The following is a 12,522-nucleotide window of genomic DNA, read 5'->3' on the forward strand; positions in this document are numbered from 1 at the left end:
ACGCCTCCTTTTTGCATCAATGTTTAACCGAGCCTAGGGTCATCCCTTTGATGAAATACCGCTGCACAAACGGATAGACAAACAGAATCGGGATCACGGTCACCATTGTGATCGCCATCTTGAGCGAATCCGGCGATACCCGCCCCGCCAGCTCCGGATCGGCAGAACGCATGGCGGCTTCATTGCCGGTTTGTGCACTTTGTAATATCTTCATCAGCTCATATTGCAGGGTTGTCAGATGCGGACTGGACCCGTTGTAAAGATAGGTATCAAACCAGGCATTCCACTGCCCCACCGCTAGAAACAGAGCAATGGTGGCGATAACCGGCTTACAGAGCGGCAGAATTACCCGCCAGTAGATGACGAAATCGTTGGCCCCGTCTAGTTTTGCCGACTCCTGCAATTCATAGGGCAGGGCGTCGATAAAGGAACGAATCATAAAAACATAGAAAGCGTTAACCATTCCCGGCAAAACGTACACCCAAAAGGAATTCATCAAACCCAGATCCCGGATCAACATATAGACCGGAATCATCCCCCCGGAAAAATAGAGCGTCAACACCAGAAACAGCGATACAAATCGGCGCCCTTGAAAATCGCGGCGGCTTAAGGTGTACGCCAGCATCGTCCCACTAATCAAGCCCAAGACCGTCCCGATGACAGTACGCAGAACGGAATTGACAAAACCGGTTAACAGGGTGGAGTGGTTAAATACCGCCAGATAATTATCCAACGTAAATTCCCGGGGCCAGATGGTAATGCCGCCTCGAACCGTATCGGTGGAATCGTTCAACGAGATGGCCAACACATGTAAAAACGGAAACAAGGTAACCACCATCACCAGCAGCAAAACCGAGTAATTCAAAATATAGAAGCATTGATCCGCGAGGGTCGACTTGGTCCACCGTTGAACTCTCTCCATACCGGCCGCCCTCCTCAATAAACGCTTTCTTTGCTGTATTTTTTAAACAGATAGTTGGCTGTAAATAGCAGGATCATCGCAATCACAGAATTAAAGATACTGATGGCTGTACCGAAGGAGAAGCGATTAAGACCGATTCCGTAGTTGAGGGCATACAACTCCACCACTTCGGCATAATCGACCACGAGCGGATTGCCCAACAACAATTGTCTTTCAAAGCCGATGCTCATCAAATTGCCGATAGACAAAATCAACAAGACGATGATGGTGGAGCGAATCCCCGGCAGGGTCACATGCCACATCTGCCGAAACCGTCCTGCTCCATCCGCCTTTGCCGCTTCATATAGCTCCGGGCTCACCCCTGACATCGCAGCTAGAAAAATAATCGAATTCCACCCCATCTCCTTCCATAAGTCGGATAGGGTCACAATGCCCCAAAACCAGGTTTCTTTCGCCATAAAGGGGATCGGTTGATCGACGAGGTTTAACGCCAGCAATCCCTCATTGATCATCCCATCACTGGTAGACAACAGTTTCGTCACAATACCCGCCACCACAACCCAGGAAACAAAGTGCGGCAGATAGGAAACGGTTTGCACGGTTCGTTTAAACAATTCCTGGCGAACTTCATTCAACAAGAGCGCAAACACGATCGGCACGGTAAAGCCGGCGACCAGCCCCATTACCGCCATAGCAAAGGTATTGCGAAGAACCCGATAAAACCGCTCATCGCTAAACAAATCGATAAAGTGCTGAAAACCCACCCATTCCTGTTCAAAGAACGATAGCCCCGGCGAGTAATTCTGAAAGGCCATCGTCCACCCCCAGACCGGTACATAATGAAATACAAACACCCACACAACAAAGGGAAGGGACATCGCGTACAAGTAGCGCTGCCGCCAAAATACCTTCCAAAAACGCTTCTGTGTTTTTGTCTGCCTCCCCGGTGTTTTTACGGGTGGCAACGGTTCAATATTCCCTCTCAACCGCATCCCTCCTTGCTTGAAGTATGCCTTTTTTCAGTCGCACTTTTCTGATATCAACATTGTGATAGCGCTTCCATCCCAGCATACATCAACCTTCCCTCTCCCAATACCCCAAAGGTTTTACTTCTTTTCATATAAAAATTAGACATGGACATCAGGTGTGGGATTCTGGTGAAAAAAAGCGACGCACGGTTTCATAGGCCAATTTCGGCCGACGATATTCATCGACAATTCCTTTGCTGTTCATGGTTTTCGCTCGTGTCAACAGCCACCCTTCCCCTTCAGTGACACGGCAATCACAAAACTGCCAGATGAAAACACCGGCGATCGCTTCTCTGCTCAAAAACGCCTGCAGGCAGCGACCGATAATCTCCGCTTGCCTTTCTTCCGTTCCTTTTACTTTTGTCAAAGAGCGGTAGCCATAAAAACCATCTCCACCAAACTCGCTGATGATCATCGGTTTTCCTTTTCCGCCGTTTTGCTCCGCCCATTGATACAAACGGTCGCTCAAGTCACCGGGCTCGTCCTCGATATACCAACCGGGATAAATATTAAACGAAAGGATATCCGCCAAATCCAAGCATCGGTCTGTAAAGTGCTTATCCGATGCAAAGCTGACCGGGCGGGAACGATCCATTGTCCGGATTTGATGCAATTGGGTTTTATAATGGACTCTTCCTTCCTCCGTGTCGCTGCTACATTCGTTTAATACGCCCCAGATGATGATGCTGGGGTGATTATAATGGTGTTGCACCATCTCGCGGTTGCAGGTTTTACACTGATTTGCAAAGAGCGGGTGCCGCATCCGTTCCAAATCCAAGCCTCGTGCATGATTTTCTTCCCAAACATAGATTCCACGCTCATCGCATAAATCCAGAAAGCGCTCGTCATGGGGATAATGAGCGGTTCGCACCGCATTGGCTCCCATCTGCTCCATCAAGTCTAAATCCTGCACCATCAGTTGCAACGGAAAGCTGGACCCAACCAAGGGATGATCTTCATGGCGACAAAATCCTTTCAATGTCACCGCCTTGCCGTTGATTCGGATTTGACCGTCTGCAACTTCGATTTGACGAAAACCGACACGCTCAATCCAATCATCGAGCGGATGCTTCTCCTCCGCCCGATACAGCTGCACGGATAAATAATAAAGCTGCGGATCTTGATGGGACCATGGTTTAACCGTAGGAAAGCAAACGGTACTCTGGTGTTTAACCGTGGACTGTACAGCAAGGTGAAGCGTTTGCGCGATACAGGTCTCACCCGCCAAATCGGCTTGCAGGGTGATGGTTTTGGATTCGGCGGCCAGATTGGTTATCCACGTCTCGATATCGGCCCACCAGTTGCCATCCTGATAAAAGGGCGTAAAATGGACCCGATCAATAAAAACATCTGCTATGCGTTCCAGCGCTACCGGCCGGATCAATCCGCCGTAGGTATAATAATCGTTGGGAATATGAAGAGCGGACTCCGGTGTAAAACGGTTGTCGACAAGCACGGTCAGTTCGTGATTTCCGGCGCTCACATCGGGGACAACGACATAAAAAGGGGTATATGCATTATAATGATGGGCGATATGATGACCGTCCCAGTAAACGTCGGCTGTGTGGCTCACCCCTTTAAACTCCAAACGAATAGGGGTTTGTTGTTCCAGTTGAATCTCCTTCCGGTACCAACCCCTGCCGCGATACGTATTAAGCTCCGGATGGGACTCCCAGCAGCCCGGAACCGGCAGCCGATAGTCATAGCAATCGGGAATAGCAGGATGACCCTCGACTGGCGCAAAATCCCACATCCCTTCCAATTCCGTTACAGCGCGAACCCGATGTTTACAATATAAACGAATCATTGCTTCACATCCTCACGATTGATTGGCGTTAACCGTTTTCCGGTAAGTCGATGGAGACATCTTGACATATTTTTTAAACTTACTATGAAAGTAGTCCACATTGCGATATCCCACCTCTTCCGCCACTTCGTATACTTTTTTGCCCTTTGCCAGCAGTTCTTTCGCTTTATCGATCCGCACCCGATCCACATACGTATTAAAAAGCTGACCGGTATGTTTTTTAAACAGTTTCCCAAGATAAGCGCTGTTGTAGTGTAGTGCTTGTGCCAGCTTTTCCAACTTCAGATTGTCGGCGTAATGGAGATGGATCAAATGCAGCATTCTCTTGGGCAATGTTTCTTCATCGATACCGATCACTTCCTGTACAAACTGGTTCAACAGCCTCCGCACATACTCTTCCAGCGCCGCGATGTCCGGTTGGGTATGGATGTCTAATAGTTGTACGTGATACCGTTGGGCGTGAGGAAGGCTCGGTTTGACCCGATAAATGTTGTTTAACGTTTGAGAGAGAATATAGACCCAATCATTTATAATTTGTCTCTCCGTCGCATGTGCCTGTATCATGCGCTCCACGATCTCCCGAATGACTGTTTCTACCGACTCGATCTGACTTACCTGTAACGCATATGTCAGCCTTTGCACCCATTCATCCCAATCACGCCGTCTCTTGTTGTCGGTGGTCTTCTCGTCGACCGGAAGAGCGGGTTTTTCCGCCCGCATGACGATCCCTTTTGTCAGGACAAATCGTTGATTCAACCCTGCGGAGGCGAGTGTATACGATTGTTTAATCGCTTGGAACCGATCCACTTCTCCCCCTAACACCGCATACAAATCACAGCCATATGTACGCGCAATCGATTCCAGTTCTGCTTGGATCCAGGATAAATCCTTATCCCGCACTTCACCCTGCAGCCATACACCCACATAAGGCTCAATTGGACTGGTAAAAACCGTTGCCCGCTTCCATCGCTCTAACCGTTTTCTTAAATCCGCTTTTACCGCAGCGAGCAGGTCGGGGTTGATCTCGCTATCTGTTTCCACATAAACGAGCAAAACCCGATGGCCCCTCACCTTTGGATCAATAGCGGAAACGATGGAAGAGTCAACTTGTCCGCCGACGATAGCAGACTGAAGCAACCGTTCCCATTGCCATTCCTTCGCTTCCTCCCGCTGACGTCTCCGCTGCTGCTTCTCCCTCAATTTGGTTTGAATCCCTGCGATATACTCCACCATCTCTTCATCATCGATCGGTTTCAACAAATATCCATCCACATGAAAACGAATCATCTGCTGGGCGTAAGCAAAGTCAGCATACCCGCTCAACACTAATATCGATGTATCCGGGTCCTGCTGGCGGATCGCTTCAATCAATTCCACTCCATCCATGACCGGCATACGGATATCGACAATCATCAAATCGGGAGAGAGACGCTGATAGTGTTGTAAGGCCTCTTTGCCGTTGGCCGCTACATCATCAATACGAAAACCGTAATCGCTCCACGGGATAATCGTTTTTAACCCTTCCTGTATCACCGGTTCATCGTCTACAATCAAGACGTTGAACATGATTTTCCCTCCTTCAGCGGAATGATAAAACGAACGATCGTCCCCTTGCCGGGGCTGCTCTCGATCCACAATCCACTCTGACCTCCGTAAGTCAGCCGCAAGCGGGAATGAACATTGTGCAACCCGATGTGGTTATCCGTCGGTTGTTCGAGATCCAGCGATTCCATGATCGTTTTCCACTTCTCCGAAGTGATGCCGATGCCGTCGTCTTCCACTTCAATCTGAAGGCTACCATCGACGCATTGCGCCTGTACCTTCACCCTCCCTCCTTTTTCATTTTTCTCGATACCGTGGATGACAGCGTTTTCAACAAGCGGCTGAATAACCAAGGCGGGAATCCTGATGACGGCCGCCTGTTGATCCATGTGCAATTCATAGCGCAGACGCTCTTTATGCCGAAATTGCTGGATTTCCAGATAGGAGCGAACCATCTCCATCTCGTCTTTCAATGTGACGGTCCCTCCCTGAATCTCGATTTTTTTACGCATCAGCTTCCCAAGGGATTTTATGGCGGAAGCGATCTCCCGCTCGCCGTTGATATGGGCCTTCATCCGCAAGGACTCTAATACGTTAAACAAAAAATGGGGATGAATCTGACTCGCCATCATTTTTAATTTGATCTCGTTTTGCTTTTTCTGCAATTGATTTTTCTGCTCATGGGAGCGTTTAACTTCCGATATGAGCGATTTGAGATTATGTACCATCGTGTTAAACCGTTTCGACAATATTCCGATTTCATCATTTCCATCGATCTTGATCGCCGTCTCCAGATTACCGGCGGCAACTACGCGCATATGTCGTTCCAATTTTAACAACCGTTGTGACAACAGATTGGAAAAATTGTAGATCAGCACACCGACAATGATGCCCCCCACCAACACGACACTAAAACTCATTAAGCTAATCCGATTCGCTTCACGGACAATCTCGTCGATGGCAAAAACAGAGACGACCTTGACACCGTTGGCATTTCCATCCGGTTGCAAATCCGCTACGATGATGGTGGAACGTTCTCCGTCGACCTCTCCTTCCTTCATCCCTGGCGTCTCAGTATAAAGGTTGATATCCCCATCGATCTCACCCAGGTTTTTTCCGAGCCAATCCGGGCGATTAATAGCAACGATGGTATTGTTTTCATCCACGATCATCGTTAAAAACGATTCCTGATCGAGAATCCAATGGAGATAATCTTGGTTGACCGCGATCACCAACACACCGTGACGTTGAAATTCGGAAAAGGGCACCATCCGGATCAAACTGAGTTGGCTTTGATTCTTGGTCTTATCCTCAAGATAGTACCATCCGATCTTCCCCCTTCCCTCCAATGCCGATTGATACCAGAAGGAATTCTCCACGTGGGTGTCGATTTGAAAGATCCTCCCGTTTTCCATCAGGGTAGGGTTAGCGATATAAAAACGAATACCGGAAATCTCAGGATAAATGCGCACATAATGATCAAAAGAGGTATACTCCCGATACGCGTGAACCACATCGTAAGTCGATTGATAACGGGTATTTACCAGTGTTGCAAACCGTTTATCAAATAGAAAATGGCTAGAGATATCACTGGGAACTTTCAACACTTCCGCCGTTCGCTTCTGCACCCTCTCCACATTGGTGTTCGCCTGTTCAATCGCGTTATCCAGTGCCATCTGCCGCAATTCAAAGGCAAGGATCGGACCGATGACCAACATGGGCACAAACACGACCAAAATAAAGGAGAGCACCAACTTATGCCTGATCTTTACGTTATGAAACGACCCAAAGCCCCTCATCTCCAATCCGGCTCCTTTTGGTGTAAAGTGGCAAAAAGTGAATCCATGTTGGCCACTAACTCTGTATCAAGTTCGGAAATATTACTATTCAGATTATTTTAAGTGTACCATACGACAAGACTGCTCTTCCATTTTACGTACCGTACTGATCACCCTAAATTCCGCTCTTAACCCGCCCCGACTCCGCGTGGGATGGCAGGCTCACCGCGGGGATTGTTCGACCCGTCATGCAACCACGGTTTCCAAATACGGATTGCTTCCACTGGCAAACGGGGTGTATACTCCAATGGATAGGGGAAGCGCTTTCCACCCCTCAAACCATCCTCATCCTCCGTTCTGTTGATGATGAGTGGAATTTTTGAAAGCGAACCGTGCCATTGTTGCACAGAAACGAAAACGTCATCCATTGATAATGATACAACATCCAAACAATCAGGTGATCCTATGACACAACCCTCATCATTTTCTCCCTATCATACTTTTGATCGAATCGAATGGAGCCGTCTGGGAGGTGGCATCCCCCTCTCCATGTCCGCGGGTGAACTGGAACGAGTGCGCGGACGTAACGACCCCATCACATTGGCCGAAGTATCGGAGATTTATCTGCCATTGGCTAAATTGATCTACTTTCTGGCGGATCGCAACCACGCAGGACAAAAAGCAACCCATCTGTTTCTCGGCAAGATTCCGCCCAAAGTACCTTTTATCATCGGCATCGCCGGTAGCGTCGCCGCGGGCAAAAGCACAGCGGCACGCCTATTGCAAATTTTATTAGGCCGACTTCCCCACCGTCCCCGTGTTGACTTGGTCACGACCGACGGATTTCTCTATCCCAAAGCAGTCTTGGAAGAACGGGGATTGATGAAGCGAAAAGGCTTTCCTGAGAGTTATGATATCCGTAGGCTGCTTCGCTTTTTAGCCGAAATTAAAACGGGGAAACCCACAGTAGAAGCGCCGGTCTATTCGCATCTCACATATGATATCGTGCCGGAAGAGCGACAAGTGATCCGTCAACCTGACCTGTTGATCCTGGAGGGGCTCAATATCCTACAATCTCCCCCTCCCGGCGAAAAAGCTCCCCATCTGACGGTCTCCGATTTTCTCGACTTTTCCTTCTATGTGGATGCGTGCGAAGAGGATCTAGCCCGTTGGTATGTGGAACGCTTCCAATTGTTGCGGAAAACCGCCTTTCGCCAACCCGAATCCTACTTTCGCCGCTATGCCGATCTAACAGTGGAAGAAGCGGAAAAAACCGCTCGATCCATCTGGAAGGAAATCAACGCCCGCAATTTAGCGGAAAATATCGCCCCTACCCGCGCACGAGCCCGCCTGATTCTGGAAAAGGATTCGGATCACGCCATTCGCCAAATTCAGCTGCGCCGGTTTTGAACCATGAGAAAATCTCATGAGCAGGATCAGTATGCATAAAATGATTAACGCAATATTCAATGAAGAAAAGGTTCTGGCAGAGGCAGCCGTTATCTATGGATTTAAGAAAGATCGAGTGCAGTTTTTAGCTGATGCAGAAAACTATGTGTACCAGTTTGTAAAAGACAATAAATCTTATATCTTAAAGATTATAGGGATGCAAGATTAACGGATTCAAATGAAATAGCACGATTATGCTTACAACTTGTGTGAATATGTCTATACTTTGATTTATTTGATTCCATATGAGCAGACAGCAATAAAAAAGACCGCCTAGCGGCCGTATCGAATCAACTCATCTACTCACTCTCGCCCTCCACCATCGCCACCAGCGACTCCAACACCTTGCGTGCCGCTTTCCTCACCTGTTGACCGGTGTGGTTGCCGGTTTTGGCCAACCAGCTTCCTTGCTGGTTGACGACCGCTTTACCTTCCTGCACCGCTTCTTTTTTTTCTTCTGTTTCTTCTACCACCTCATCTGAAACCTCTGTTTCATAAACATTGCCGAGGACAGCGATTTCGATCCTACCGTTTTCCGGCGTGATCTGGACGGCACGGGGAGCGCCTTCGCTTCCCTGGATCTTCTGGATATTCCTTTCAGCGGTATCGATACCGAGAAAGATACCAAACATCAGTACCAGCATTAACGCCATCACCTGCACCATCAATCGCATGTCCTTTCCCTGCCTTTCCTCATTTATTCTCCATCGGGCTGGGCATCTACCGGAACAGCATCAAAGTGAATCTCTGCCAAGGCTTGCGCCAGCGCATCTGCCGATCGGTATGCCTCTGCAAAGGTATTGTCCACTCCCCCTACTTCCACCAACACACTGTTAGGGGCGAGGGATTGATTGTATTCGCCATTGCCCATCATTGGCGTTTTGCGAAATACCCCTTTGGACAGTCCGGGATACAGCTCATCCAATTTGTTATGCAGTTTCATCGCAAAGCGCTCATTCTTTTCCCAGTCCTTATGCCCCGTCCCGATAACAAAGGCAATCTGGGCATAGGACTCCCCCTCGATTTCTTTTGTGGTCGCTTTTCGGCGTTGAGAATCCCGATGAAGATCCAGGATGTACTGAAGATCGTCATGTTGTTTCATCGCCTGCACCACGGTTTCCCTGGAAGCCTTGTATAGTTGATTCCAATCCGCGTTATAGCCCCGGGTGGATACATCCGCTCCCAAGCCGTGTCGCTCCAGCATTTGACCGAGACGGGTCCCTACTTGGGTAATATTTTTTTCCTTGTCAAAAGCGCGGTTTGGCTCATTGGTCCCCGACAATTCCGGCAAATACGATTCTGTAAAATGGGTGTGGTAGATAAACACCTTTTTCTCACCGGAAGCGGCAGGCGGTTGTTTTTCTTCTTTGGAAGGTTCCTCCGCATCATCATTTAATTTTTCTTCCAAGTCGGGAGGTGGTGGGGATTCAATCGGAACCGATGTATAATCCACCCCTTCCCCTGCTACCACGATCTCCGTATCAAAAAGCGCAAATCCCGGCAATTCACTTCCGAGAAAGCTGCGGGGATCTTCCGGATTGACGCTGGTCACCAGTTCAAAAAAGATCCGTGAGAATGGGGGTTCTTTATCCGCCACTTCGGGCATGCTCGTCAGATAGGGCAGCTCCCCTCCCATGAGATAGAGCAAAGTTTCAGTGGAGAAATGAGACATCACTTTTCCCAGATCCGATGTATGGGCGCTTCTCTCTGCCTGCAACATCGCAAACAGACCTGTCAAAATGAAAATAACGGCTGTCCCTAGGATTAAAAACACAAACAGCTGACGTACCCGGGAGTCGGACATATTGACGGTAGTAAAGCCGTGCTGGCGATATCGCATCATTCTTCCTCCCATATGCTTGTCTACTTCATCATATGGAAGAAAGATCAACGCTAGAACGAAACTCTATGGAAAAATAAAGCGGCGGCAACTAGAAACCGAAATGGATCGATCCCTTGTTATTCACGGCACTCCACCGGCTTGTTTGTAGCAATCTAGCGCCTCATCCGCTAACGGTTGATGATAGGTCACTAAAGTCCGTTTCGACTTCGTTCCTTACACGGCTTTGCACCAATCTCGTCCCGGTTGCTACATGTGGGACAACTCAATATCTAAAGTGTTGTCCTCAATTCACATGGGCGGAGACATTTTCCGGTGTAACCGCTTCATGGAGCGCGATATTGAGTCCATCCGCCACCAATTTGCCCATATCTCCGACAAAACTGTCTACTTCTTTTGGTGTAACAATCAAATTTTGTCCGAGGGGTTCCAGTACCTCGTGAATCAACTGCCGTTTCTCCTCAGAAGCCAACCCTCCCACCATCCCCAACATCTGTTGCCTTTCCTCGGGAAGGATCTCCTGAGACCGCAACTCCTTTACACTGGCCCGGTTCATCGGGTCCAACGGATTGGTGGGTTTCTTCTGGCCCATCTCCCGCTTCAAATGAGCCAAGACAAAATCGACGGTATCGTGGGCAATGGTGGTAGCATCCACCACGGTAGGAATACCGATGGCAATCACCGGAATCCCCAGCGTCTCTTTATCGATCGCTTTTCGCTTATTGCCGATCCCTGATCCGGGATGGATACCGTTATCCGCTACCTGAATGGTGGTATTCACCCGGCTCAACGCCCTGGAAGCGAGAGCGTCAACAGCGATGATCGCATCCGGTTTGGTCTGCTTGGCAACCCCGAATATAATCTCGCTCGTCTCCATTCCGGTTGTGCCCAGTACACCGGGAGAGATAGCGGCAACCGGACGATAACCCTGTTCCACACGCTCCGGCATCAATTCAAACAGATGGCGTGTCACCATGGTGTGCTTCACAACAAATGGACCCAATGCATCGGCGGTCACATTCCAATTGCCCAACCCCACGATTAAAATGTTGGCATCCGGGCCAATCCCCACTTCTTGCAAAAAGCGAGAAAACATCTGGGCAAAGTGGGCGGAGACGCGCTGTTGCAACTTCGAATCCTGACTGCGCAAGGCCGGTACTTCTAAAGTTAAATATACTCCCGGCACCTTTCTCATCGCTTTGGCACCCTGCTCATCTTTGATGCGAATCCAGCTGGTTAGGATTCCGTTTTTTTCTGTTTCATCCACATCAACGCCAGGAATGCCGCTCTCATCCTCATCCCGCTCAGCCAGGGCCATATCATGCGCTTCCCGGGCCAAGTCCGTCCGCACCTGAAACGGACCCAAATCCAAAAAGTGTTCCCCTTCTGCTTGCTGGTCTTCTCTGGGCATCGATATCCCACCTCTTTGCACTTTTGCTACCATTCTCCCCAAAGCAGAGCCTGCTTTATTCTTTGCGAGCGGGAAAACCCCTGGCTTCAGCTATGGGGATGAAAGGCGAAAACCAAGCAGTCATTCCAGCCTGAGACATGGCAACGAAACTCTTTTTAACCGTAGGGCTCACGGGGTTCGCTTAGGTTTTTTTCTACAGGTTACTGGAGATTACCCAAGGACCGTAGAAAGTGCCTGTGGTCAATCCCCTGCGTTTATGTATAGGGTGTGGTCAATCCATCTTGCTTTTTGCTTTCCCGCATGATAGAATTTAGCATGTTGCACGTTGGAATGACCGAAATACCCGATCTGGGAGGTGAATCGAATGCCCAATATCAAATCCGCCATCAAACGGACCAAAACCAACGAAAAACGGCGCCAGCATCGGATGACCCAAAAATCCGCAATGCGCACCTCCGTCAAGAAATTCTTGACCGCCGTAGAACAGCAAGAGAAAGAGCAAGCTGGAATCCTACTGCGGGAAGCCAAACGGAAACTGGATAAAGGCGTATCCAAAGGCCTCATCCATAAAAATGCCGCCGCCCGGCAAAAATCCCGTCTGGAACAAAAATTCATCGCCTTGAACGGCTGAATCAATCCATAAAAACGACCCTTTTGCGGTCGTAACAGGAAAACAAACCCCATCCTTGGTCGGGTTTGTTTTTTTATACAGCAAATAAGTACTATAAGGGAAGCAAAACGATTC

Annotated in this window: 11 protein-coding genes and 1 pseudogene; 3 read left to right on the forward strand and 9 right to left on the reverse strand. The window is 48.9% G+C overall.

Annotated features, from left to right (window positions below):
- Positions 1 to 16: 16 nt before the first annotated feature.
- The 6 genes from C8J48_RS10435 to C8J48_RS18740 form a co-directional block, all read right to left on the reverse strand.
- Positions 17 to 922: a carbohydrate ABC transporter permease gene (locus tag C8J48_RS10435; RefSeq protein WP_107726553.1), complete on the reverse strand. Its 906-nt coding sequence runs from the start codon at positions 920 to 922 to the stop codon at positions 17 to 19.
- Between the two features lie 14 nt (positions 923 to 936).
- Positions 937 to 1,914 (reverse strand): ABC transporter permease, encoded by a 978-nt coding sequence (locus C8J48_RS10440; RefSeq protein ID WP_107726555.1) that lies wholly within the window; start codon positions 1,912 to 1,914, stop codon positions 937 to 939.
- A 148-nt stretch (positions 1,915 to 2,062) separates the two neighbouring features.
- Positions 2,063 to 3,757 (reverse strand): glycoside hydrolase family 2 protein, encoded by a 1,695-nt coding sequence (locus tag C8J48_RS10445; protein ID WP_107726557.1) that lies wholly within the window; start codon positions 3,755 to 3,757, stop codon positions 2,063 to 2,065.
- Between the two features lie 12 nt (positions 3,758 to 3,769).
- Positions 3,770 to 5,323: a response regulator gene (locus C8J48_RS10450; protein WP_107726559.1), complete on the reverse strand. Its 1,554-nt coding sequence runs from the start codon at positions 5,321 to 5,323 to the stop codon at positions 3,770 to 3,772.
- The gene (locus tag C8J48_RS10455; RefSeq protein WP_107726561.1) at positions 5,308 to 7,098 is read right to left on the reverse strand and encodes a sensor histidine kinase; all 1,791 of its coding nucleotides are present in this window, start codon (positions 7,096 to 7,098) and stop codon (positions 5,308 to 5,310) included. The genes C8J48_RS10450 and C8J48_RS10455 overlap by 16 nt, the downstream gene beginning before the upstream one ends.
- A 167-nt stretch (positions 7,099 to 7,265) precedes the next feature.
- Positions 7,266 to 7,415, reverse strand: a complete 150-nt coding sequence (locus tag C8J48_RS18740) for a hypothetical protein (protein WP_170105366.1) — start codon at positions 7,413 to 7,415, stop codon at positions 7,266 to 7,268.
- 127 nt (positions 7,416 to 7,542) lie between these two features.
- Between C8J48_RS18740 and coaA the strand changes: the two genes are divergently transcribed.
- Positions 7,543 to 8,487, forward strand: coding sequence for a type I pantothenate kinase (gene coaA / locus C8J48_RS10465; protein WP_107726565.1), 945 nt, complete (start codon positions 7,543 to 7,545; stop codon positions 8,485 to 8,487).
- A gap of 31 nt (positions 8,488 to 8,518) precedes the next feature.
- Positions 8,519 to 8,677: pseudogene (locus C8J48_RS10470) on the forward strand (phosphotransferase enzyme family protein); the annotation flags it as partial.
- A 148-nt stretch (positions 8,678 to 8,825) separates the two neighbouring features.
- Here the strand turns inward: C8J48_RS10470 and C8J48_RS10475 are convergent.
- From C8J48_RS10475 to gpr, 3 genes are all read right to left on the reverse strand, one after another.
- Positions 8,826 to 9,200 (reverse strand): DUF3679 domain-containing protein, encoded by a 375-nt coding sequence (locus C8J48_RS10475; protein WP_107726570.1) that lies wholly within the window; start codon positions 9,198 to 9,200, stop codon positions 8,826 to 8,828.
- 23 nt (positions 9,201 to 9,223) lie between these two features.
- Positions 9,224 to 10,366 carry a stage II sporulation protein P gene (gene spoIIP / locus C8J48_RS10480; RefSeq protein WP_170105368.1) on the reverse strand — a complete coding sequence of 381 codons (1,143 nt, stop codon included), beginning with the start codon at positions 10,364 to 10,366 and terminating at the stop codon, positions 9,224 to 9,226.
- 286 nt (positions 10,367 to 10,652) lie between these two features.
- Positions 10,653 to 11,777: a GPR endopeptidase gene (gene gpr, locus C8J48_RS10485; protein WP_107726574.1), complete on the reverse strand. Its 1,125-nt coding sequence runs from the start codon at positions 11,775 to 11,777 to the stop codon at positions 10,653 to 10,655.
- 364 nt (positions 11,778 to 12,141) lie between these two features.
- Here gpr and rpsT point away from each other — a divergent pair, with 364 nt between their 5' ends.
- Complete coding sequence (gene rpsT, locus C8J48_RS10490) at positions 12,142 to 12,408, forward strand: 30S ribosomal protein S20 (RefSeq protein ID WP_107726576.1); 267 nt, start codon at positions 12,142 to 12,144, stop codon at positions 12,406 to 12,408.
- Positions 12,409 to 12,522: the final 114 nt, after the last annotated feature.

The sequence above is a fragment of the Desmospora activa DSM 45169 genome (assembly GCF_003046315.1).
Classification (GTDB): domain Bacteria; phylum Bacillota; class Bacilli; order Thermoactinomycetales; family DSM-45169; genus Desmospora; species Desmospora activa.

What these genes read in the sequence shown, in the direction of transcription:
- spoIIP (WP_170105368.1), bottom strand. Translation starts at nt 10,366, where the DNA reads ATGCGATATCGCCAGCACGGCTTTACTACCGTCAATATGTCCGACTCC.
- coaA (WP_107726565.1), top strand. Translation starts at nt 7,543, where the DNA reads ATGACACAACCCTCATCATTTTCTCCCTATCATACTTTTGATCGAATC.
- C8J48_RS10450 (WP_107726559.1), bottom strand. Translation starts at nt 5,323, where the DNA reads ATGTTCAACGTCTTGATTGTAGACGATGAACCGGTGATACAGGAAGGG.
- C8J48_RS10445 (WP_107726557.1), bottom strand. Translation starts at nt 3,757, where the DNA reads ATGATTCGTTTATATTGTAAACATCGGGTTCGCGCTGTAACGGAATTG.
- gpr (WP_107726574.1), bottom strand. Translation starts at nt 11,777, where the DNA reads ATGCCCAGAGAAGACCAGCAAGCAGAAGGGGAACACTTTTTGGATTTG.
- rpsT (WP_107726576.1), top strand. Translation starts at nt 12,142, where the DNA reads ATGCCCAATATCAAATCCGCCATCAAACGGACCAAAACCAACGAAAAA.
- C8J48_RS10475 (WP_107726570.1), bottom strand. Translation starts at nt 9,200, where the DNA reads ATGCGATTGATGGTGCAGGTGATGGCGTTAATGCTGGTACTGATGTTT.
- C8J48_RS10435 (WP_107726553.1), bottom strand. Translation starts at nt 922, where the DNA reads ATGGAGAGAGTTCAACGGTGGACCAAGTCGACCCTCGCGGATCAATGC.
- C8J48_RS10455 (WP_107726561.1), bottom strand. Translation starts at nt 7,098, where the DNA reads ATGAGGGGCTTTGGGTCGTTTCATAACGTAAAGATCAGGCATAAGTTG.
- C8J48_RS10440 (WP_107726555.1), bottom strand. Translation starts at nt 1,914, where the DNA reads ATGCGGTTGAGAGGGAATATTGAACCGTTGCCACCCGTAAAAACACCG.